The sequence below is a fragment of the Lewinella sp. JB7 genome, from assembly GCF_024297185.1.
GTDB lineage: Bacteria > Bacteroidota > Bacteroidia > Chitinophagales > Saprospiraceae > Neolewinella.
In genome coordinates, this window is sequence record NZ_JANCTD010000001.1 from 272,100 (window position 1) to 296,727 (window position 24,628).

Below are 24,628 nucleotides of genomic sequence, written 5' to 3' on the forward strand. Positions count from 1 at the left end.
CGGAGCGGTAAGAGAGTAGGGTGGTGAGTGGGTGACCCCAAATTTCAGACCACAAACATAGGGGAACCAACAACTTATTACAAATCCCGGAGGGTGCCAGTGGTCGGGGAAGGAAGCGTGGGGCGGGGACGCGGGAGCCAGATACCACGGGGGCTATCGCCAGCGGTCACCCCGATAACTCGTGTCAACAAATCTTTAAGTTATCGTTAACAAGCCGGAATTCAGTCCCGGAGCAGACACCCGCAGCCCGTAGTGCTGTCGCCAAAGCGACCAAGCGGAAACCCTATCTGCCGGGGTTTGCCGCCGGATTCGATCGTCGAAGTGCTTTTTGTTATTCTTGATCACAGAGGGGGCTTCGTTTGTCGGCTTACGTGCATTTGCTACACGCTTCTTCCCTAGGGTCTCATTCCTGCTTACCTTGCGCCGCCTTCCGGAGTTCGCTACCTTTATAAGAACAAACGAGCGTGTAAAGCTTTTTACAGAAACCCGTACCACGATCCTCACCTTCCGTTTTTTCGTACGTATGGGTATTGCATTTTCCTAGCCCCGGCATGACTTTTTTTAAGCCATTCTTGAGATCACAGAAAACCGATTGAAAACTGTCGCGACACCAGCCCTTAGAGCCCACAATTAGAGAACTCCGAAAAGGCACCCAGCGACGCACACCCCCCGCCTCAATTATCTGTGGTTGCGGTATACCGCTGCCGGCAGGTGATTTTTCCACGTTTAATAGACTATCAGCGTTGTTCGGCTAGGTCAGCCACCACCCGCCTAGGGGCCGAACACGGAAAACGACACTAATGAAAGACACACTACAATTTTTAGCCAAAGGACCCTTGATGCTTTTTTGCCTGCTCTGCACCGCGGGGCTGTGGGCGGGTCCCGCCACCGCAACGGACAATCTACCCTACCCCTGGAGTGGTTTGCTCGTCGAAGCGCCCCGGGTAACGGCGAGTATTCCCGCCAACGGAGCATCCGGTGTATCCCTAACGACTTCCATCTCGGCCAATGAGCTGTACCTGCCCAACGGGAAGGACGGCATTTTCGGCGTGGACAATAACACCATCAGCAACCGCACGGTCAAACTCTTCAATGCCGCGACCGGAGTGGAGATCCCCTCTACGGCCAACGGTACGGGCGGGGGCGATGCCATCAACCTGACCCCTTCCATTCCTCTGGAAGCCAATACTTCCTACCGCTTCGTGATCGACGGGGTCAAGGACCTTACCGGAGCGGTGTTTGAAGTCTACACCGCGGTTTTCACCACCGCGGCGGATAATGGCGGCACCGGCTCCGCTCTGGACAACGTCTCCTTCCGTCAGGCGGGCAACGTGGCTACGGGCGAATTCTACACCTCGCTCACCATTGGACCCGACCGTAAGCTATACGCACTCCGGATATCCGGCACGATCGACCGTTGGAATATCGAGCTGGACGGTACGCTGACCGGGAAACAAACCATTCCCGTCATTGAAAATAAGTACGGGGAACGTGCCGCCATCGGCTTGGTATTTTCGCCCAATGCCACTTCCACCAATCTCGTGGCATTTGTCAGTCATTCGACGGGGGTTCTGACTAACGGTCCGGCCTGGGACGGCAAAATCAGCCGCCTCTCCGGTCCCGATCTGGCGACGGAAAATCTCATCGTAACCAACCTGCCCCGCTCCCGCCGCGACCACCTGGTAAACGGACTGACCTTCCGCCCGGGAGAGCCCAACGTCATGTACTTCAACGTCGGCAGTAACACCGCCGGCGGTGCTCCGGATAAGTCGTGGGGCTTCCGCCAGGAACGACTGCTGTCGGGAGCTACGCTCCGCCTGGACCTGGACAAGCTTCCCGCCAATAAGTGGCCCCTCAACGCCAAAACAACGATGGACCAGGCCGCCATCAACGCCGCCGACGTCAACTCCCCCACGCTGGGGAGCGGTACGGGAACGTACGAAGAGAACGGACAACAGTTTCCCGACGACGGTACTTACAACCCTTACTACACCGAGGCACCCCTGACCCTCTACGCTACCGGTATTCGTAACGCGTACGACCTGACCTGGCACTCCAACGGACAACTCTACATTCCCACCAACGGTACGGCCGGGGGAAGCAATACGCCCGCCTCCGTCGACGGCACCCGGCGCCCCAACGGGGAGATCTACCGGCACTCGAATTCCAAATTTCCGGTTGTCCCGGCCACCTTCAATAACAATACGCAGCGGGATTTTCTCTTTCGCGTGGATCCCACCAAATCACTCGGTTACTTCGGCCACGCCAACCCGCTTCGTGGCGAGTTCGTGCTTAACCGTGGACCGGTAGACGTATCAGGCTACCCCAATTCAGTATCTCCCGACCCCAACTACCGGGGCATCGCCTTCAACTTTGAGTACAATAAGTCGCCCAACGGCGTCATCGAATACCGCAGTACGGCGGAAGGCGGTAACCTGCAGGGAGCACTGCTGGTGTGTCGCTACAGCGGTGGCAGCGACATCATCGCGCTGGTGCCCAACGGCCCTAACGGAGACATCCTTACGAGCAAGATCGGCATTCCGGGCCTGACCGGATTCCAGGATCCGCTGGACCTGACCGAAGACCAGGTCACGGGTAACCTGTACGTGTCGGATTTCGGGCGACAGTCGATCGTCCTGGTCAAGCCAAGCGAGAACTCCTCTCCGGAACCCGCCATCCAGTTGAACCCGATTTCGGTCATCACGGACGATGTTGCCGATGGCGTACCGGGAGAAGATATTACGGTGTTCATCACGAATACGGGCAACGCCGCCCTGTTGCGTCCGACGGTAACTATATCCGGCGAGAACGGCGATCAGTTTACGGCTAATCTGTCTACCCTGCCTACCTCCCTGGACCCCAACCGTACGGCGACCTTCCTCATCAGTTTTAACCCCACCACGCCGGGGTCGAAAATAGCTACCCTGAAGGTTTCGGGGGAGAATACGGCCGTTTCCGCCGAGATCGAACTGCGCGGCCTGGGTAAGAAAGGTAAGGGAGGCAACAACGAGCCCTCACTTCAGCAGATCTTCGATACCTACGGTTACGCGATCGACGTCAACGATCGGGACCCGGGCACGAACATGATCGACCTGCCGTCGGGAAAGACCTACAACGACCTGATCGGAGACGAACTCCGCATTCAGTACTTCAAGCGGGCGGTAGATGCCCCCGTGACCATGGAAGTACTCAGCGTTTACGGACCGGAAGCGAATAACCCCATCGTGGGCTTCGGCTGGTACGAAAGCGGCATCAGCACCTCGGCCGCCGAACTCTTCACGGTAGAGAACAAGATCAGCGGGAACGGACAAACGCTCGCACCCGAGATAAACGGGGTTACCTCCTTCAATCCGGGAGAAAAAGTGTTCGGCTTCTATAGCCGCTGGCCCTTCTTCGGTAATCGCTACATCTATTCCGAAGACGCCCAGAACACTTTCGATCAGGCCATTCCCCACCACGTGCGGGTGTACGAGGTGCCGAACGTGGACAACACCTACATCGTAGCCTTCGAAGAGCATACGAGTGGATTTGACTACCAGGATATCGTGGTACTCGTCAAGAATGTGGAGCCCGCCCAACTGGTACTGGCCCCCCTCATCACGGCATCTCCTAACGAACTGCTGTTCGAGGCTTCCGAACGTACTCCAGCCCCCCAGCAGGAAACCAAGACGGTGACGATCACTAACTCCGGCAACGCTCCTTTGGAGATCACGGGTGTCCGGATCGGCACGACGACCTACGCTAACAACTTCTCCTTCACCGGCCCCACCTCCGTAGTGCTTGCTCCCGCGTCCTCGCAGGATTACACCGTGACGTATAAGCCGCAGCGCAATTCCCAGAACCTGGGTTACCAGGAAGGCAAACTGGTGTTCACCACCAATACGCAGGGAGGAAGCTTCACCCTCGGTCTGCACGGTCTGAAGACGATCGGCTACGAAGGGACCCTTGAGCCCCCGCTACAGGACGTAGTGAATACACTCGGCATTAAGATCAATGTGGGTTGGACGACCCTCAAGGGAAGCACCGACCCCGCTCTCCAGGGAGAAGAGATCAACGAACCGCTGTTTGAAGCCGCCGGTCCCGGACCGGTAGGCATCGTAGCCGTTGCCCGCTACTCGCCGGCGGAAACCCTTCCCTACGGTTGGTACACCCGCATCGGTGAGGACATTAAGCACAATCAAGTGGGCGTACTGGCCGACGGACTGCCCGAAGCACAGACGCTCTACCCACCCCAGCAGTCCGGATCGACCAGTTTCAACCCCAGCGTGGGTGCCTTCGGTCTGTACATCTACTCCAACTCCTTCGGTCGTTACAGTTACACCCAGGACGATATCAATAGCGGAACGGTGGCTCACCGCGCCCGTGTTTATCCGGTCCGCGATCGTCAGGGGGCTTTGGTACCCAATAGTATTCTCGTCGGTTTCGAAGACGCGGAGAATGGGGACTACCAGGACTACGTATTCGTGCTCACGAATGCCAAGCCCTACGTTGCTCCCGATCCCGCGCTCGTATTCGAGCCCAGCACCCTCAACGTAGGCGTTGTAGTGGGTAAGGTGTCCGGTCAGTATACCACGGACCTGATCGCCAATACCAACATCGCCGACGACGCGGTGACCCTCACGGCCGACCAGCCCTGGATCGTGCTTCCGAGCAGCTTTACGTACGGCGAGCAAATCGACGTTGCCGTCGATGCCACCAAGTTAGACGTAGGCATTTACACCGGTACCGTAACGGCTACGGCCGCCGGGTTCGAATCCGCCACGCTGACCGTTACCGCCACCGTGAACGAGAAAGTCCAGGACGGTACCATTAAGATCAACTTCCAGGATAACTCCTTCAATCCGCCCGCCGGCTACCTGGCCGACGTTGGTGCCGCTTACGGTCCGCGGGGCGGGGGTATGGTGTACGGGTGGATTAATCCCGCTACCAAGGCGCCCCTGGACAATACCGCGGCGGCCCGTGGCGACGAGCGGGGCATCACCAATTCAAGCTCCGATCAGGACAAGCTGATCCGCTCCTTCAACCATCTGGACATGTTTGGTCAGAACAATCCCCACGATTGGGAGATTGCGCTGCCCAACGGTCTGTACAAGATCGAACTGGCGGCGGGCGATATGGTGAACACGAACAGCCGTCACACCATCCGCGCCGAGGGCGAAACCGTAATCAACGATTTCATTCCCTCGAACGACAGTAAGTTTCAGGTTGGAATAGACACGATTCGGGTCAGCGACGGAAAACTGACCATCGATGATGTGGGCGCGCCGGACAACGGCAACTCTAAGATCATCTACCTTGATATCGTTCCCGTGGATAGCAGCGCCTTCGCGCCGGAAATCGCCGTCAACATCCGGGGCAACCGGAACCAAGCGGGAGAGTACTACGGCGAAGTAACGGTCAGCCTGTCCGCCACCGACAAATCGGGTAGCGGCGGCTTGGACGATATTTACTACACCCTCAACGGCGGAAGCCAGACGAAGTACGAGGGTCCGTTCAAGGTGACCATTGCGAACGGCGTACCGGCCCAGAGCAACGTGCTGACGGCAACGGTCGTGGATGACCTCGGTAACGTCGGCCGCTCCACGCGGTCGTTTACCCTGATCCCCAAGACGGGAGCCGTACTGCGGCTGCAGAACATGGAAGTCCTGTTGAATACGAAGCGGGGCCTGCCGGCCGACGATTTCTACACTTTCAACAAGATCGAACGGCCGACCAACTTCCAGGGCGACACAACCATTACCCGCCTGGAAAATACCATGCGGATCCACAACGACGGTTCCAGCCCGCTGGTCATCACGAAACTCACCACCACGGACGAAAGCAACTTCATCATCCTGGGCGACCTCGTCCCTAAGGATGGTCTGGTCATCGAGCCGGGGGCCTTCGTCGATGCCGAGATTCGTTTCGTGCACGAAGGAGCTCCCTACCGCACGCTGATTACCGAATACCTGGTCATCAACTCCAATGCCGATAATGGTGCCGACGTTTCGGCAACCTTCCGCGGCGCGTGGATGAAGACCCCGGAAGGAAGTAATGAGATCACGACCCAGCAGGTGTTCGAAGTCTTCGGCTTCGGAACCCAGATGGGTAAGGACGAAAACGGCGAGTACATCATCCGACCCAGTTCGGACATTCCCTCCGCCGCCGACGTGGATGCGGGTAAGGAAGGTGATCTGATCCTCTCGGAATTCTTCGTACAGGCCGATCCCACCCAGGAGGTACGCATCGTTCAGTTGGCGGCCCTGCACTCCCGGGGCGCGAACACGACTACCCTGCGAGACCCCAACAATAATATACCCAACACCATGCAGTTCGACCACGGTACCTCCTGGTTCCAGGCGCTGCTGCCCTGGTTGACGAACACCCGCCCGACCATTGCCGGTGACCGTACGGAGCGCATCGAGGTGCCCTTCTCCGTCACGGTGAACGGCTACAGTTCCCGCGGTGGCAACCTTAAGGGGGAATTCGCGGATAAGATCAATGGCATCAAATTCTATAAGGCCATTGACGCGGAAGGCCGCATCATCCCGAATGAGTACATCATTCTGCAGGACAACATCGGAAACGGATGTGGTGCCGGACAGGGCAACTGCGACTGGCAGGACAACGTCCTGTACATCATGAACGTACGGCCGCAGCAGCTGCCTACCGCCGCCGCTATCGCCAACGTTACGGTTGACGTACTGGAAGAGCGTACCTATGATGTCACGGGCTCCTTTAACAAAGGATATGCCGGTAACCGGCTTACCTACTCTGCTACCCTAACCAGCGGACAGGCATTACCCTCCTGGATCTCCTTCGATACCCTGACCGGAACCTTCCTGATTGTAGCCGGCGTAGACCAGGCCAACCAGAGTGTTCAGGTAAAGGTGACGGCCACGGATAATAACCGGATCGAGGTGTCTTCCACGTTCACCATTACCGTGCGGAATACGACCATCAACTGTACCGTCAATGCCAATGCCGACGGTCAGGAAAAAGTGCTCGACTGTACTACCGGCAGCGTGCGCCTCAACGGTAGCGTGTCGGCCGGCGAGTACCGGTGGACCGGCCCCAACGGGTTCACGTCCACCGCGCAGAACCCGCTGGTGAGCGTGGCCGGTACGTACACCCTGAAGACGACTGCTCCTAACTGCCCGTTGAGCAGCAAGGTGGAAGTACGTACGGGATTAACCCCGTCCAATCTTCAGATCAGTACTCCCTACACGACCTTCAGCTGCTCGGTAAGTTCCATCGAACTGACGGCGATCTCCGATGATGAGTCAGCCGCCATCCAGTGGTTCAATAGCAACAACCAACAGGTAAGTACCGCCAAAACGCTGGTGGTCACGACTCCGGGCACCTACCGGGCCGTCGCTACCAGTGCCGGCGGATGCCAGGCTTCGGTATCGGTCACGTTGAACGAGAATTACGATCCCGCCAGCGCCGGTCTTGACGGAGCCATCTCCGCCTGCCGCAATGGGGAGTCCTTCAGCCTCTACAGCCGACTGGCTGCCCTCGGGGGTAACCCCCAGGCGGGTGGTACATGGACGTACCAGGGCGCGGTGGTATCCGACGAATTCAATCCTTCCACTTCTCCCGCCGGTGTTTACGTGTACACCGCGGGGGGTGCTAACGGCTGTGACTTCGACGATGCCCGACTGACGGTGAGCCTGACGAATCCCGTCACTTACTATGCCGACATCGATCGGGATGGTTTCGGCGATCCGAATCAGGCCGTCCAGGCCTGTGTGGCTCCCCCGGGTTATGTCACCAACGGCTCCGACAACTGCCCCACCGTAAACTCGACGACGCTCGCCGACGCCGATGGTGACGGCATCGGAGATGGTTGTGATCCGGACGACGATAATGACGGAGTACTCGACATAGACGACTGTGAACCCTTCAACTCGCGCGTCGGGGTAGCTACCTGGTACTATGCGGATTTTGACGGCGACGGCTTCGGTGATCCCAATAACGGTTTCGCTACTTGTGCGCTGCCGCCCGCAAACTACGTGGCTAACAACACCGACAACTGTCCTGACAGCGCCAACCCGAACCAGATCGATACGGACGGTGACGGCATCGGTGATGTGTGTGACGGCTCGGCCAGTGGCTCCAGCATCTTCTGGCTCGAAGCCGAGTGTGGCGACGTAGGATCCAAGTGGATCAGTATGCGCAGCGACAGTGCTTCGAACGGTTCGTACATCGTATTCGAGAACGGCACCTCGACGGCGGCCCCCCCGGCCGATCTTGCCGAAAACCAGGTGCGTTTCACGATCAAGAACGTACAGGCCGGTACCTACCGCCTGTTCGGTCGCGCCTTTGCCCCCAGCCCCGCCGACGACTCTTTCTGGGTGCGGGTTAATGGAGGCGAATGGTTCCGTTGGTGGGAAGGATTCACCCACGGCGTATGGGGTTGGACCGAAGTGGGTAAGAACCCCTTCACCCTGCCCGACGGAACGGTGACCATCGATATTGCCTTCCGGGAGGACGGAGCGCTACTCGATAAACTCTACTTATCCCTGGACGGTAAGATCCCGACCGGCTTCGGTGAGGAGGCGATTAACTGTGCCTCAGTCAATGAGGTACCCATCGCGATCATTAACCTCCAGCCCCCCTACGGCTCGGCACCGCTCGCCGTGAACCTGGACGCCCGTGAATCACGGGACAACGACGGTTCGATTGCGAGCTACGAGTGGGATTGGGGAACGGGTACCGCCAGTGGACCCAACCCCCGCGTCACCTTCAACGAGGGAACTTACAACGTTACCCTCACGGTAACCGACGATGAAAACACCACGGGAACGGCCGTCGAAGTACTGCGGGTACTGAACGGTAACGAGGACACGGACGGAGACGGCATCATCAACAGCGAGGACATCTGCCCGCTGTTTGCCAACCCGAATCAGGTGCTCCCGACCTTCTACGCGGACTTCGATAACGACGGTCTGGGTGACCCGGCGGTATTCGTTGAGAATTGTGAAGCTCCCCTCGGGTACGTTTCCAATGCCGACGACAATTGCCCGGGCTTATCCTCCACCGACACTACGGACACGGACGGTGACGGCATTGGCGACGAGTGCGATGACGACGACGATGGTGACGGCGTACCGGACGATCAGGACTGTAACCCCCTCAACGAACGCGTGGGTAGATTCAATACCTACTACGCCGACGCGGACGGTGATGGCTTCGGTGACCCCGACGTCAGCATCACCGACTGTACGGCGCCCGAGGGATACGTACTCAACAATACCGATAACTGCCCATCGGTCGCCAATGCCGACCAAATGGACAGCGACAACGACGGCATCGGCAACGCTTGTGATGCTTCGGTCGTCGGAAAGCACATCTTCTGGCTGGAGGCCGAATGTGCCACGGTCGGATCCGGCTGGGTCGAGGGCAGCAGCAGCGGTGCCTCGAACGGCAAGTACGTTACGTTCCCGAGCGGAAACTCCTTCAACGAACCGCCTGCGGACGTTCCCGCCAACCGGGTCCGCTTCACGCTGAACAGCGTACAACCCGGCACCTACTACATCTTCCTTCGCCTGCTGGCAAAGGACGGTGGGGATGACTCCGTCTGGTTCCGCGTCAACAATGGCGACTGGGTCCGCTGGGCCAGCGGCATCGAACAGGGACCAAACTTTGCCTGGAACGAACTGGTCGGTAGCCCCCTGGAGCTGCCGGACGGAACGACCAACATTGATTTCGCCTACCGTGAGGACGGTATTCAACTGGATAAGCTTCACGTAAACCTCGACGGCATCAAGCCCACGGGTATCGGCGAGCAGGCCATTAACTGTGGTTTCAATCCTAATCAGGCTCCGGTGGCCGTTGCGGAAGCTACGCCAACCAGCGGTTTCGGTCCCCTCACCGTAGAACTGAACGCAGACCAGTCTACCGATGCCGATGGTGTCATCATCAGCTATAAGTGGAACTGGAACGGCGGATCGGCCGTCGGTGTCAATCCTACCGCCACCTTCGCCGATGGCAACTACGCCGTTACCCTGACGGTAGAGGATGAGGACGGAGCACAGGACACGGACGTCGTCAACATCACCGTAAATGCCAACCAAGCCGATAGCGACGGTGACGGCATTCGGGACGTGGAAGACAACTGTCCGACCGTCGCTAACCCCGATCAGAGCCAGGACACCTACTACGCCGACTTTGACGGTGACGGATACGGTGATCCCAACAATACCATCAAAGGATGCGTACTTCCCGCTAACTACGTGACCAATAAGTTGGACAACTGTCCCGACCGGACCTCCACTGACCTTACGGACACGGACGGCGACGGTATCGGAAACGTATGCGATACGGACGACGATAACGACGGCGTGGTTGACGGTCAAGACTGCTTCCCGCTGGACAGCACCCGTAGTACGGGTACCACCTACTACGCAGATTTCGACCGTGACGGCTTCGGTGACCCGAACACTTTCATTACGGCCTGTAATCAGCCGGCGGGTTACGTCCTGAATAAAGTGGATAACTGCCCATCCGTTCCCAACCCAACGCAGGCCGACGCCGACAACGACGGCATCGGTGATGCCTGTGATTCTTCCATTGCCGGAGTGAACGTATTCTGGCTGGAAGCCGAATGTGCTCAGGTCGGTGGAACGTGGAGCATCGAATCCGACACCACCGCCTCCGGCGGTAGCTACGTAGTCAGCAATACGGTAGAGTCGAAAAACGCGGCTCCGGAAGACATCCCGACCAACCGCGTCCGCTTCGCGCTTGACAAAGTGCGCGCCGGTCGGTACCACATCTTCGGACGGGTACTGGCGGCAACGACCGGAGACGATTCCTACTGGATTCGGATCAATAACAACAACTGGATCCAGTGGACCAACGGCATCGTAGCCGATGGTAAGTTCAACTGGAGCGAACTGGTGAACAGTCCCTTCAGTCTGCAACAGGGCTACAACACCATCGATATTGCCTTCCGCGAGAACGGCGGTAAGCTGGATAAGATCCACATCGATTACGATAGTGCGTTACCCACCGATAAGGGTGAACCCGCCATCAACTGTGGAGGAGCTACGGACGACAACCGTCGACCTGTTGCCTCCGCCGTGGCAACACCCCTGAGCGGACCGGCCCCTCTCAATGTGCAACTCGACGGTAGTGGCTCCACCGATGCCGACGGTAGCATTGTGAGCTACGCCTGGGCGTGGGATGGAGGCTCGGCTTCCGGAGTGAACCCCTCCATCACGCTGTCTACGCAGGGAACCTACAACATCATCCTGACGGTAACGGACGATAAAGGGGCTACCGCCACGGACCGCGTAACGGTCACGGTGGAACGAGCCGCCAACGTTGCTCCCGTAGCCGTCGCCGCCGCTCGCCCCGCCAGCGGGGCGGCTCCTCTGCGGGTCGACTTGATCGGTAGCGGCTCCAGCGATGAAGACGGAAGTATCGTATCCTATAACTGGAACTGGGGAAGCGGATCCGCCACGGGAGTGGTCGTGTCCCAAACCTTCACGACCGGTAACTACTCCGTTACCCTGACCGTCACCGACAACGAAGGGGCTACGGATACCGATGTAATCGCCATTCAGGCGTTCGCCGAAGGCGCGGATACCGATGGTGACGGCATTGCCGATGCCGACGATAACTGTCCTACCGTAGCGAATCCGGATCAGTCGCTGTCGGTCTTCTACGCGGATACGGACGGAGACGGCTTCGGTGATCCCAACGATTCCGTACAGGCATGTACCGCCCCGAGTGGATACGTGACCAACGCCGACGACAATTGCCCCACCTTCGCCTCGACGAACCTGACCGATAGTGACGGCGACGGAATAGGCGACGAATGCGATTCCGACAACGATAACGACGACGTCGAGAATTCGGTGGACTGTGATCCTTTCGACCCGAGTGTCGGACAAAGCGTCACCTACTACGCGGATACCGACCAGGATGGCTTCGGCGACCCGAACGATAGCCTCGTCGTCTGTGAGCAGCCGGTTAACTACGTTCTCAACAACACGGACAACTGTCCTTCCGTAGCCAACCCCGATCAGACGGATACCGACGGCGACGGACTTGGCGACAGCTGTGACGACAACGTGCTCGGCTTCACCGAATTCACCCTGGAGGCCGAATGTGCCTTCGTCGGCAACGACTGGGTCACGCGCTCCCATACGGATGCGTCCAGAGGTGAATACGTAGTGTACCTCGGTCCGGACTCTAAGTCCGTTCCGCCCGCCGACCTGGCCGCTACCCGCGTACGCTTCGTCGTAGAGAACGCCGAAGCCGGAGCCTTCCACCTCTTTGCCCGCGTCTTCGCGATCAATGGTGGCGACGACTCCTTCTGGGTACGGGTGAACGAAGGCGAGTGGAAGCAGTGGAACGGCTTCGCTCAGTACAATGCCTTCGGTTGGAGTAAAGTAACCAGCAGTGCGTTCACGCTACTGGCGGGAACGAACACTCTTGACTTCGCCTTCCGGGAAAATGGTGCCTACCTGGATAAGGTGCACCTGAACATGGAGAATATCAAACCGACCGGTTTCGGTGAACTCGCCGGCAACTGTACGGGGGACAATCCCAATCAGCCACCGGTAGCACGGGGTAAATCAAGTGTTACGAGCGGTTTCGCGCCGCTCAGCGTGACGCTCGATGGATCCGCCTCCACCGATAACGACGGCACGATCACTACCTACAGCTGGACCTGGAACGGTGGTTCCACCCAGGGGGTCAAGCCCACCGTCGTATTTGAAAACCCCGATGTGTACAACATCACGTTGACGGTAACCGACAACGAGGGTGCTACGGATACCGATGAACTATCGGTCACCGTCGTAGAATCCGTGAACGAGCTGCCGACGGCCGTTGCCGAGGCTACCCCCTCCACCGGATCTACACCACTTACGGTACAGCTCAGTGGCGCGCAGTCTTCCGATACGGATGGCGAGATCGTCAGCTACGACTGGTCATGGAATGGAGGTTCTACCACCGGTGTATCGCCGCAAATCGTACTTACCGGCGCTGCCGTCTACCAAGTCACCCTAACCGTAACCGATAACCGTGGAGGCACGGCTCAGGACTCGGTGACCGTGACCGTACTGGAGGCCGGCAGTGAGCCCCCGGTAGCCGTGGCTTCGGCTACGCCCACCTCCGGCATTGCGCCGCTGAACGTTCAGCTTGACGGTAGCGGTTCCAGCGATCCGGATGGTGAGATTACGGATTACGCCTGGTCCTGGACCGGCGGATCAGCCAGTGGAATTGCTCCCCAGGCTACCTTCGAAGTCGGTACCTACTGGGTTACGCTGACGGTGACGGATAACAACGGCAATGTGGCCACCGACTCCGTTTCCGTGACGGCCTTCCAGGACGAGACGGACACCGACGGAGATGGAGTATTCGATGCCGACGATAACTGTCCCACGGTCGCGAACCCCGATCAGCAACTTCCGGTGTACTACGCGGATGCCGACGGAGATGGCTTCGGTGATCCTAACGTCTCCGTACGGAGCTGTGAGGCGCCGGAGGGGTACGTACTGAACGCCCTGGATAATTGCCCCGACGTTAACTCACCCGATCTGACGGACACCGATGGTGACGGAATGGGAGATGTGTGCGATACCGACGATGACAATGACGGTGCCGAGGATTCCGTAGACTGTGATCCCCTGGATCCTGCGGTCACCTTCAAGCGCGTGTTCTTCGCCGATGCCGATGCGGATGGATTCGGAGACCCCGATGTGTACGTGTTCGCCTGCGAACAACCCGAAGGTTACGTGACGGATTATACCGATAACTGCCCCGCTGTCGCCAATCCGGATCAGCTCGACACCGATGGTGACGGTACGGGAGACGCCTGCGAGGAGGCTCCCGTGAATGACGGCAACTACTGGCTGGAAGCAGAGTGTATGGTCCTGAGCTCGGGATGGCAGACCGCTTCCCACTCAGCGGTATCCAATGGTGCCTACATCGGCTCTACGGGACAAAGCCGCTTCACCGCACCGACGGCTGCCTCCCCCGGATCCCAGATTTCCACCACGGTGGATGTCGAAGCCGATGGACGCTACCACCTTTTCTTCCGGATGAACGGTTGGAGAAATTCCAGCAACTCGTTCTGGGTCAAGATTGATGACTCTCCCTGGATCAACTTCTATAAGTATATCGGAGGAACCGAACTGCTGACGGAAGATTTCCAGTGGGTCAAAGTCAACGACAACGGTACCGACGTTTCCTTCGATCTGGCCGCCGGAGAACATACCCTGACCATCGCTAACCGCGAATCGTACAGCCTGCTCGACAAGGTGCTGCTGTCACAGTTCAAGTCACTACCCGCCGACTTCGGTGGTAAGGGCGTAAACTGTGAGGCCAACTTCACCGGCACCCCGCCGGAGAGTGGCCGCCAGAGCGACCCGCTGCCCTACACCCTGGGCGGTGAACAGCTGCCGGTCGTGGAATACGGTATCGACCTCTTCCCCAACCCGACCGCCGAAAGCCTGAACTTCGTGCTCGAAAGCGACCATGCCGGACGGGTAGACGTGATGATCATGGACATCAACGGACGCGTGATCCGCGATTACCAGTACGAGAAGGAAGACTTTATCCTCCAGGATAAACTCAACGTCTCCGAACTGCCCACCGGCACCTACAGTCTGCGGGTAATCGAGGGTAATCGTCAACTGGTCCGCAAGTTTGTCAAACTGCGCTAGTCGCCGATAGCCCCCTGACGCCAACGGCCCGGAACGAGTGATCGTTCCGGGCCGTTTTTTTAGGAGATGAGGCTCCAGCCCTTGACCGTCCGGAGATGGCGTTCGAGGTAAGCCTGGAGTCCGCGGTGTTCGGGCCGTTTGAGTTGGGGGTCGGCGCCGAGAATATCTTTCGCACGATCCCTGGCTACGGAGAGGATACGACCGTCCTGCGCCAGATCCGCAATCCGCATCTGCAGCACGCCGCTCTGCTGCGTGCCGTCGATCATGCCGGGCCCCCGCAACTTCAGGTCGGCCTCGGCGATCTTGAAGCCGTCGGTGGTCGCGACCATGGTATTGATGCGTTGCCGGCTCTCCTTGCTCAGCTTTACGCTGGACAACAGGATGCAAAAGCTTTCTTCGGCTCCCCGTCCCACCCGGCCCCGGAGCTGGTGAAGCTGACTAAGTCCGAAGCGCTCGGTGTGTACGATGACCATTATGGTGGCGTTGGGGACGTTCACGCCAACCTCGATCACCGTAGTGGCCATCATGATTTGGGTTTCCCCGTTCTTGAAGCGGGCCATTTCGAAGTCCTTGTCCTCCGGCTTCATTTTACCGTGGACGACGCTGATCTGGTATTCCGGGCGGGGAAACCGGTGCAGCATCTCGTCGTAGGCTTCTTCGAGGGCCAGTAGATCCAGCTTCTCGTTCTCCTCGATCAGGGGGTAAACGACGTACGCCTGCCGACCCTTGGCGATCTCTTCGCGAATGCGGCCGAACACCCGCTCCCGGCGGTGCTCCGTAAAGTGCACGGTCTTGATGGGGGTGCGGCCCGGCGGCAATTCATCGATCACGCTGACGTCCAGGTCCCCGTAGGCCGTCATGGCGAGGGTCCGGGGGATGGGCGTGGCCGTCATCACCAGCACGTGCGGAGGGTAGGGGGTATTCTTCTTCCACAGTTTGGCCCGCTGCTTTACGCCGAAACGGTGCTGTTCGTCAATAATGGCCAAGCCCAGATTCTTGAATACGACGGGCGGCTCGATCAGGGCGTGGGTGCCCAGCAGGATATCGATCTTTCCTTCCGCCAGATCCGCGAGCAGAGCCTTCCGGGCCTTCCCCTTCACGTTGCCGGAGAGAAAGGCCACCCGGAGATCCATGCCCTCCAGGTACGCCTGAATAGATTCGTAGTGTTGGTAAGCAAGGATCTCGGTGGGGGCCATCATACAGGCCTGGAAACCGTTATCGAGCGCCATGAGCATGGACATCAGGCCTACCATCGTCTTTCCCGAACCCACGTCACCCTGCAGCAGGCGGTTCATCTGAATGCCCCGCCCCAGATCCTGGCGGATCTCCCGCAGTACCCGCTTCTGCGCGCCGGTCAGGGTGAAGGGTAAGAAATCGCGGTAGAATTGATTAAAGTGCTCCCCGATCTGGTCGAAGGTGTATCCCGCCACCCGGGCCTCCCGGCTCACCTTCAATTGGAGTAGCCGCATCTGCAGCAGAAAGAGTTCTTCGAACTTTAACCGGCGGCGGGCGGCGTCCAGTTCCACCTGATTAGCCGGTAAATGGATCGTACGCACGGCCGCCGAATGACTGATGAGCCGTAGTTCATCCCGCAAGTACTCGGGAAGCATGTCCGGCAGATCGGCCGGCTGAAGCTGGTCGAGAACGCTGCGGATCAACTTGCGCCTCCCCCGCGTGTCAAGCCCCCGCTTATTCAGTTTTTCCGTACTCGCGTAGACAGGCTCAAAGGTAGCCGCGTCCTCCGCGACCGCGCGGTTGGCAAGCTCCATTTCCGGATGCGTAATGCTCAGTTTCCCGTTAAATTCCTGGACGGTCCCGTAGACCACGTATTCCTCACCGATCTGGTATGTACGATCGAGGTAGTTCACTCCCCGAAACCAGACGAGTTCCAGAGCGGCCCCGCTTTCGTCGCGTAAACGGCCTACCAGGCGCTTCTTCCGGTTTTCCCCTTTCGTGATCAGCGTGACCAGTTTCCCCTTTACCTGTACGTTGCCCTGGTCGGGCAATATGTCGATGATGCGGTAAAACTGCGTACGGTCGACGTAGCGGAAAGGATAGCTGTAGATCAGGTCGCCCAGCGTGAATATCTGTAGTTCCTTCGCCAGGAGTTCGGCCTTGGCGGGTCCGATCCCTCGCAGACTGGCGAGGCCGCGATCCAGTAAGCCGGCCTTGGATACGGAGGGCGTCATGCGCTTTTAAAACAATTTGCGGTAAATATACGGAGCCTCACCCCATTCCCATACGGTTCCGCATCGTCTCGTAGAGGAGAATTCCCGCCGCCACGGATACATTGAAGCTGTTGAGCGTTCCGGCCTGGGGTATGCGGAAGGTCACGTCGGCCGCCCGGGCCACGCCGGTGCTGATGCCTTCGTGCTCGGCACCCATCACGATGCATAAGGGACCCGTAAGTTCGAGCTCGTGCAGGTAGCGTTCCGCGTTCAGGTCACTGGCGATCACCCGTACCCCGCTCATCTGGAGAAATTCAACGGTGTTCACGAGGCTCTTCTCCCGGCATACCGGCAGGCGGGCGAGGGCTCCGGCGCTGCTCTTCACGGCATCCGCGGTCAGGCCGGCGCTGTTTTTCTGGGGGATGATGATGGTCTGCGCCCCGCAAACTTCCGCCGAACGGGCGATGGCGCCCAGGTTGCGCACGTCCGTCACCCCGTCCAGCAGCAGGAAAAGGGGGATCTCTCCGCGTTCGTACACCTGGGGGAGCACGTCCTCCACGCGGTGATAGGGCGCGGCGGCGAGTTGGGCCACGACGCCCTGGTGATTGCCGCGGACCATACGTTGCAGTTTCGCCTGGGGGATGAGCGTCATGGGTACGGCGTGCAGCTTACAGCTTTGCCGAAGTTCCTTCTCAAAATCTCCCCGTGTACCCTGTTGCAGATACACCTTATCTACGGGTTGTCCGGCAGCCAGTGCTTCCAGCACGGGGTGCCGGCCGTAGATCAGATCCTCGCGTTGCTTCATGCCGCAAGATAGGCTTAGGGGCGGGGTCGCAGGTGCAATGAGCGTACCACCCCCACCACCAGCAGTACCGCGATGCCCACCCCGATCCGGGTCCAGAAGTGCTGCCGCGTAATCACGGCGCTCTGCAGGTGAGCGGGGTTGGCCGCCCCCGGCGTGCCACGACCGGATTCCACCACCCAGTTACGGCGGTTGCTGTTGTCCAACCCCGGCAGGGCGAGCGCGTAGGTAAAGCTGCTGTCGGGGCGGGGCGGCAACTGGTAGGCGACCGCGTTGACGTAGCTGCCGTCGTGACTGTATAGCCCGATGCGGTCGTCTTCCTTATTCAGGCCGAAGGGGAGGCCGGCGACAAAGTCCGGCACGTCCGGGTAGGTGGCCCGAAACTTTTCCTCCTCCCGGCAAACGACCAGGTAAGTCCCGGCCTGCAGGGTGGTCGCGGGAAGTTCGAACCGTCTTCCGCTATCGTCGGTGAGGTACCAGCCGCCGATCGGCGCGGCGACCGTTCCCCGGTTATGGATTTCCAGCCAGTCGCCACCGTCCGTGCTGCGCGGACAGATCTCGTTGATGATGATTTCCCCGGCCAGCGGATGGGTAGCGGGCGCGAAAGTGGCCCGGATGGAATAGTCGCGTTTCGCGCTCAGATGCACTTCCAACCGGGGGGAAGTGCCGGGTACCGTCCCCTCCCAGCCCGTAAAGTGATAGCCGGGCTCGGCAACGGCCTCCAGGCTAAGGGGAACGTTGGCGAAGTACGTTCCGGTGAGCCCGTCACTCGCTACCTGGAGATTGGCGTTTAAAATTACGTAGCCCCCGCGACCGGCCACCAGGTCTACCGCGCGGTCCTCTCCTCCCGCGAAGTAATCCCGGAGGTGTTCGCGCAGGAAGGCGGGGCGCTTGGCCGCGAACTGTCGCAGTTTGTCGGTGTGGTAGTCCCAGTGATCCCGGTCCTGTTGCCACCGGGTCAGTTGCCGGGGCATCTCCTGCGCTACGGAAGCGATGGCGGCTTCGGTCCGCTCCGCGACGGCTTCGGCGCTGAAGTCAGTATGCAGGTAGTCGAGGGTGCGGTTGACGAAAGTGCGGCGGTAGTGCGCGTTGGTCAGCAAGCGGCGCTGAAAGAGCGTCGACCAGGGCGGATTAGGCCAGGAGGGGCCGTGGGCATCGGTGTAAAAAGCCAGTGTATTAGTCTTCCAGCCCTCCTCGCGGTGGAGGCCGAATCCCTGATCCACGTCATAGAGGATCCACCGGAAGCGGCCGTCGGGTCCGTCGGGGCGCCAGTAGCGGATGTTGCCGCCGGCATCGCGGTTATCGAAGTAGGTCTGAGCGATCTGGAGGCGCTGGAAGTTGTCGATGTCCATCAGTTCCGCCAGCCGCGCGTAATTCTCGGGCACCGTGAGGTCGGTGTTTTGTACGAAATCGCGGAGTCGTTCGTAGGCCCGGGAGCTGCCGTGCTTGACGGTCAGTTCGTGCTCGAGCAGGCTCAGGGAATCCTTATCGACATCGTGGTGGTCGGCCAGGAACCGGGGATTGATTTTTTCCCGCAGGTGGTACAGGCCCCAGTACTTCCCGTTGAGGTACACCCGGACGGGTCGGGCATCCTGAAGGTCGAGGTCCCAACTCTCATCGCGCAGCAGGCTCGTCAGTAAGGCATCGCGGACGTAGCTGCGGCCCCAGTCCGACCCACCGTTGCGCACCACCAGGAACCGGAAATCCTTGTTGCCCTCCGGTCCGAAGAGGGGGTAATCGATCTTCTTATTCCCGTAAGCTTCCCGGCCGGAGAGCGAGAACGACTTTTGGGGGAACGTGCGGCTCAGTCCGCCGAACATCCGCAGACCGAGCATACCGTTGTGGACGGGCGTCCCGTCGGGGAGCAGCAGATCTACGTGGCAGGGAAACTCCTTTCGCGTCCACCAGTTGGCCCCCGTGGGGTCCCAGACGCTGGTTCCCGGGTCCGGCCCGGGCATGAACCAGCCGCTGACGGGATTGAAGAGTCGCCAGGGGTCGATACCTACCGAAACGGTCAGCAGTTCCGAAGCGGGTTCGTCGATGAGGTAGCTCCCCCCGGTTTCCGGTCCGGACTGGGTAAAGCCGTCGAATACCGCCGCCCGCAGGACCGCCGTATGCTCCAGGGTCACGGGGGTGCCCACGTACCGCCGCGAACGTGGACTGGGCCGGCTTCCGTCAAGGGTGTAATACACGGCTCCCGCGTCCCCGCCCGAAATACGCACCTCCTGCCCCCGAGGGTAGTCTCCGGGGCCGGGTTCGAACGAAAGCGCTTGCCCCTGCGCGTCAAGTTCAGTGGCGGGCAGCAGTGGGGTGAGCAGGAAGAGGAGAAGCGTGAAGCGCAAGCCGAAACAGGCTTAAATGATTACTTTGTGGCAGCCGATTCTTGGCTGCACCAATTTACCAAATTCCCCATGGATTTCAGTCTGCACAACGACCAGCTCAGCATCAAGATTCAGTCAAACGGAGCCGAACTTAAGAGCCTGGTCAAGCGGTCTACCGGTCAGGAATACATGTGGGAGGGCGACCCCGCCGTATGGGGCAGTACCGCGCCGGTCCTGTTTCCGGTGATCGGAAAACTGAAGGACGAAAAAACGCGGATCGACGGCCGGGAGTACCGGATCCCCAAGCACGGGATCGTCCGCAACAACGACAAACTGGAATTCTTCTCCAAACTCGAGGATCGTATCGTATTCCGACTCTGTTCCGACGAGGAGAGTCTGGCCGTGTACCCCTATCACTTCGACTTTCGCATTACCTTTCGCCTGCGCAACGAACACCTCATCATCTACCACGAGGTGATGAATACCGACGATAAACCCATCTTCTTCCACCTCGGGGGCCACCCCGCTTTCCGGGTGCCGTTCTTCGAGGGGGAAGCCTACGAGGACTACCTGCTACGATTCGAACATCCGGAAGACAGCCGCAGCTACCGCGTCACCGATCAGGGTACGATCAGCGACGATACCCGCCCGGTACCCTGGCAAGCTGACGGGACGGAACTGCCGCTCACCCACGATCTCTTCAGCGAAGACGCCCTGGTCTTCAGGGATCTGGAGTCGCGCAGCGTAATCCTGGAAAGCCGGAAGAGCGGGCCCGTACTGAAGCTCGATTACGCCGGCTGGACTCACCTCGGCATCTGGGCTAAGACCAACGGAGATTTCGTCTGCATCGAGCCCTGGATCGGGCTGGCGGACCACGAGAACGCCGACGGTGAGTTTACCCACAAGGAGGGCATCATCGAACTGCAGCCGAACGAAGTGTACGAGATGAGCTACGACATCAAGATCCTGTAGCCCACGGGCCGTACAGGGGCTCGATCGCCCGGTAGAAGCGAAGCAGGTCGCCGTCGCGCAACCGCTTGCCCGCCGTCACCACCCGGATTTGCGTCAGCGCTTGCTCGATCACGGCGGCGGGCAGTCCGCTGCGCCGGGCCAGGTCCGCGGGGGGCGGATGCCCCTCCAACCAGTGAATGCCGAGACGGTGATTCAGGTGCTGGCGTAGACTGGCCAGTTCCCGCCGGGCCAGGGCGGCGTGGTCTCCCCTGCGGTAGAGCAGACGGCTCACCGTGTCGATGAAGCGCCGGCTGTCGTTGGTGCGCGCCGGCAGGGGAGGGATGACACGTTGGCGACGTCGGCCCCGAAACAGCACGTAAAGTATGGCGCCGGCCAGCAGGGTGTACCAGGCGAAGGCCAGTTCACGACGCTCCTGAACGTAGAGCAGGGTGGGGTTGCCGTCGAGCAAGTTGCGGCCGCCGTCGTAGTTGCGCGACGCGGCCTGCCGGCTACCGACGGTGCCCGGATCCCGCCGGTAGCGCCGGTGGTGCTCATCCCAGTACACGGGCCCCTCCGCGATGACCGACAGCATGGCTTCGGCGTAACGGTACTGCAGGGAGTCCAGCAGAAACCAGTTGGTAAAGAAAACCGGATTGGAGTGTACGTAGAAGTCGCCCGCTCCCCACCCGACGCGGATAAAGTTAACTCCGAAGGTATCGAGTACCCCGAGCACCCGGTTGTCGAGGGTGGAGTCGCAGAGCAGGCGTTCGTCGATGACGTGCAGGGGGGTAGGGGTGGGACGCCAAAACCGGACGTTGACAAGATCGAAAGCGGCTCCGTCGGGGTACCGGTAGGCGGTCACCGAGTCGGCGATCACCGTCGGAAAACGGTCCTGGCCGGCGTAGGAGGCCTCCCCGAACCGTTCGTAGTAGCAGTCATCGCCAAAGAGGTGATACGCCAGGTCTTCGGGAAGTTCGCTGACGGCCAGGAAGGCGGTATTGCCCCGCTCTACGTAGTTCAGCAGGCCGGTAACGGCTTCCTCCCGGTAAAAGGGCCAGTGCCCCACGAAGAGATAGTTCGTAGCCGCGACGCTGTCCAGTTGCCGGAAATCGATACTGTCCTGCAACCGGACCATACCCTCGGGGCGCGCCGCCAGCAGTTCGTGTAGGGCGTAGAGATCGAAGGGGTTGCGCTCGTCGTAGCGGTATGATTCCGACCAGTTCACCGACGGGCAACCGAAGAGACTCAGCAGGGCCCAGCCGGCAATTAGGTAGCGAAGGAGCAGGGGAGTTGTCATCGGACGCGTTCCGTGAGGTCCGTGAATTCCTGACGGGTAAGCCGGTAACTCAGGCGATCGATGCGGTGCTTCCCGTACCAGAATCGCTCGTAGGCGCGGACCGATTTGGTGAAGGGGGCGTACAGATCGCTGTCCATGAGTTGTTGCCGGTAATCCCGGTTGCTGAAGTGCGGCCGGTAGACGATCAGGTCCGCACGGTGGAGCCGATTCAGCAGATCGAGGTAGAGTAAGCGGACGGCGACGTCGTACTGGCCCGCGGCTTCGGCGCGTTGCAGTAAATGGGGAGAAAGACCCTGCCGTACGAATTCTTCTTCCCGAATCTCGGTGACGTCGACGGCTTCCGCGGCGGATGACGGGAACGGTTCGTCGCTGCGGTGTCGGGCGAGGTCCCTGGCGATGCGGTACAGCAGGAAAAGTAATCCGCCGATCAGTCCAACGGAAACGCCTACGATGATGGGCCGCCGGTAGGCGCTCAGGTCGATCACCGGGCCGGTAGATTCGACGGCGGGCGCGGGCGGCGGAGCATCGAAAACAACTTCCTGGCGCAGGGTCGCGAGGCGTTCCGCCGGGAAAACGGGCGATCCCCCCGACTGGCCGGAGGCGAACGGCGGCAAGCAGAGAAGCAAAAGCGGGAGCAGGTAGGGGACGAACTGCGGCATGGCGAACACTAAGGTAATCGTTCGGTAGAGGAGACGAAACCCGGCGACCGGTCTTCACGGACCCGGAGAAATTATTAAATTACCAACCTCGAAAACCGTCGGCTACACCGGTCGGCACAAAACCATGCACGTGAGTAAATTTGATGAGAAGATGGCCACCTACGAGGCTGCCCTGGCGAAAATCGATAAGGGCGGTGACAAGGAGCTTCTGCGGAAGGTCGCGAAGGGACTGGGCCCATCCATCTACAACACCGACTCCAACAAGGTCGCCTGCAGCGATAAGGCGGAGTTGAAGCGGGTAGTGGACAACTTCTGCAAGAAGAAGCTGGGCATGACCGACGAAGCCAAGGCCATGGAAGCGGTGCAGGCCGTATGCAAGAAGTACGTCGACCGCAGCAAGCACCGTGCCGTGTTCTACTACCTGGTGGCTAAGGAACTGGGAATGGAAAGCCACTACGACTAGTCAGGCCTTAATCGTTATCCTCCCGGATAAGCCTTCCGTCACCGCCCGGTATACGAGATCCGCTACGTCACTAGCGGCCAGGATGCGGGGCGGTGGCGTTTCCCCGTCCCAACTGCTGGTCAGCGTTGACCCCGGAGCGATCAGGGTAGCGGCCACGCCGGTCCCGGAAAGTTCCTGTTCCCACCCTTCGAACAGCCCCCGCAGCGCCTTTTTGGTGGCGGCATAGGCCGTCATGTGCGGTGAAGTATCGTCCGTAGCCGTGGAGCCGATGACGATCAGGTGCCCATGCCCCCGTTCGATCAGGGGAGGGAGCAGTATACGGGCCAGGTGGTGATTCGCCATGACGTTAAGGGTCCAGGACTCCGCGAAGACGTCCCTGGCGGGGTCGAGCAAGCTCCCGGGAGCATAGTAGCCGGCGTTGAGTACGATGAGGTCGTAGGGACCGCCGGGATCCGGATAGGTGGTGAGATCGGCCGTGACGGCGGTGATCCGCTCCGGAAATTCAGCGGCCAGTTGTCTGAGCGCGGAGGTGGTGCGCGCTACGGCCGTAACGTCATGACCGGCCCGGGCGAACCGTTCGGCACACGCCCTGCCGATACCGCGGGAGGCTCCCGTAATGAGTACGTTCATGGGCGCATGATAAGGGGCGGGGCCGCGGGAGCAAAGAAATTCCCGAAAGCGATGTCCACTTAGCTACCCGGATACCGGTCCCGTTAGTCGCTGTGCTTGAGCGTCAGGACGGAGCGGTACTTGCGCGGGTCGGCCAGAAAGGCGTCCAGTGCGCGACGGGTGTCAGGATCGATGAGGGGGAGGAGGGGTTGGGCAACGGCGGTGAAGTGGGTCATGGACTGGAGGATCTTTCGGTCCCATTCCCGGTAATAGCGGCTGAAGTCGTCCGGCCCTACGCATCCGCGGCAGTTGGCGTGACTGCAAACCAGGGGCATGGCGTACTGCAGGTTGAAGATGCCGTATTCGTCGGTGATCTGCTCCCCGGCCGCGATGTCGCGCAGGGCAACCTCAAAGCCGTAGCCCGTACTCATGGTGTTGCAGTTGCAGCAGTGGTTGACGTACTTGGCGAAGTCCCAGCTGACGATCCGGTTCCCCCGTTCGTCGATGTAGGAATACTTTTCCACCACTTCCTGCATCTGGGGAGAGTGGCGGCGGTATTCCTCGGGGGAGATCACGAGTTCCAGGCTGTCCTTGACGTACACCATCGTCCCGGCGGGAATCGGTGCGGTAGCGAAGACGCCGTAGCCGATTGGGTCCCCGATAAATCTTAACTCGGTATCTGGATGAATCACGACATT

Annotated in this window: 10 protein-coding genes; 3 read left to right on the forward strand and 7 right to left on the reverse strand. The window is 59.8% G+C overall.

Features of this window, described 5'->3' with window-relative positions; translation table 11 throughout:
• Window positions 1-839 precede the first annotated feature (839 nt).
• On the forward strand, window positions 840-14,660 hold the full coding sequence (locus tag NMA52_RS01055; RefSeq protein ID WP_254825775.1) for a PKD domain-containing protein: 13,821 nt from the start codon (window positions 840-842) through the stop codon (window positions 14,658-14,660).
• A 59-nt stretch (window positions 14,661-14,719) separates the two neighbouring features.
• Here NMA52_RS01055 and recG read toward each other — a convergent pair whose 3' ends face one another.
• From recG to NMA52_RS01070, 3 genes are read right to left on the reverse strand one after another with little or no spacing between them, the layout of a single operon-like run.
• Window positions 14,720-16,849: an ATP-dependent DNA helicase RecG gene (gene recG / locus NMA52_RS01060; protein WP_254825776.1), complete on the reverse strand. Its 2,130-nt coding sequence runs from the start codon at window positions 16,847-16,849 to the stop codon at window positions 14,720-14,722.
• A gap of 37 nt (window positions 16,850-16,886) precedes the next feature.
• A complete protein-coding gene (gene rlmB, locus NMA52_RS01065; RefSeq protein WP_254825777.1) occupies window positions 16,887-17,633 on the reverse strand; it encodes a 23S rRNA (guanosine(2251)-2'-O)-methyltransferase RlmB in 747 nt (248 codons plus the stop codon).
• A gap of 14 nt (window positions 17,634-17,647) precedes the next feature.
• Window positions 17,648-19,972: a CotH kinase family protein gene (locus tag NMA52_RS01070; protein ID WP_254825778.1), complete on the reverse strand. Its 2,325-nt coding sequence runs from the start codon at window positions 19,970-19,972 to the stop codon at window positions 17,648-17,650.
• 27 nt (window positions 19,973-19,999) lie between these two features.
• On the opposite strand from NMA52_RS01070, the gene NMA52_RS01075 reads away from it, so the two are divergent.
• Window positions 20,000-20,923, forward strand: coding sequence for an aldose 1-epimerase family protein (locus tag NMA52_RS01075; protein ID WP_254825779.1), 924 nt, complete (start codon window positions 20,000-20,002; stop codon window positions 20,921-20,923).
• Here NMA52_RS01075 and NMA52_RS01080 read toward each other — a convergent pair.
• Together NMA52_RS01080 and NMA52_RS01085 are read right to left on the reverse strand one after the other, a co-directional pair.
• Window positions 20,910-22,199 (reverse strand): DUF4350 domain-containing protein, encoded by a 1,290-nt coding sequence (locus NMA52_RS01080; protein ID WP_254825780.1) that lies wholly within the window; start codon window positions 22,197-22,199, stop codon window positions 20,910-20,912. The two genes, NMA52_RS01075 and NMA52_RS01080, sit on opposite strands and share 14 nt — an antisense overlap.
• Entirely contained in the window at window positions 22,196-22,858 is a 663-nt protein-coding gene (locus NMA52_RS01085; RefSeq protein ID WP_254825781.1) for a DUF4129 domain-containing protein, read from the reverse strand. Before NMA52_RS01085 ends, NMA52_RS01080 begins: the two co-directional genes overlap by 4 nt.
• A 124-nt stretch (window positions 22,859-22,982) precedes the next feature.
• On the opposite strand from NMA52_RS01085, the gene NMA52_RS01090 reads away from it, so the two are divergent.
• Entirely contained in the window at window positions 22,983-23,321 is a 339-nt protein-coding gene (locus NMA52_RS01090; RefSeq protein ID WP_371930933.1) for a DUF2853 family protein, read from the forward strand.
• On the opposite strand, the gene NMA52_RS01095 is transcribed toward NMA52_RS01090, so the two are convergent.
• Window positions 23,322-23,951, reverse strand: a complete 630-nt coding sequence (locus NMA52_RS01095) for an SDR family oxidoreductase (protein WP_254825783.1) — start codon at window positions 23,949-23,951, stop codon at window positions 23,322-23,324.
• An 83-nt stretch (window positions 23,952-24,034) separates the two neighbouring features.
• The gene (locus tag NMA52_RS01100) at window positions 24,035-24,622 is read right to left on the reverse strand and encodes an SET domain-containing protein-lysine N-methyltransferase (RefSeq protein WP_254825784.1); all 588 of its coding nucleotides are present in this window, start codon (window positions 24,620-24,622) and stop codon (window positions 24,035-24,037) included.
• Window positions 24,623-24,628 lie beyond the last annotated feature (6 nt).

Bases quoted from the DNA above. Each gene is read 5' to 3' on its own strand.
- NMA52_RS01095 (WP_254825783.1), bottom strand. From the start codon at position 23,951: ATGAACGTACTCATTACGGGAGCCTCCCGCGGTATCGGCAGGGCGTGT.
- NMA52_RS01085 (WP_254825781.1), bottom strand. From the start codon at position 22,858: ATGCCGCAGTTCGTCCCCTACCTGCTCCCGCTTTTGCTTCTCTGCTTG.
- recG (WP_254825776.1), bottom strand. From the start codon at position 16,849: ATGACGCCCTCCGTATCCAAGGCCGGCTTACTGGATCGCGGCCTCGCC.
- rlmB (WP_254825777.1), bottom strand. From the start codon at position 17,633: ATGAAGCAACGCGAGGATCTGATCTACGGCCGGCACCCCGTGCTGGAA.
- NMA52_RS01055 (WP_254825775.1), top strand. From the start codon at position 840: ATGCTTTTTTGCCTGCTCTGCACCGCGGGGCTGTGGGCGGGTCCCGCC.
- NMA52_RS01080 (WP_254825780.1), bottom strand. From the start codon at position 22,199: ATGACAACTCCCCTGCTCCTTCGCTACCTAATTGCCGGCTGGGCCCTG.
- NMA52_RS01090 (WP_371930933.1), top strand. From the start codon at position 22,983: ATGCACGTGAGTAAATTTGATGAGAAGATGGCCACCTACGAGGCTGCC.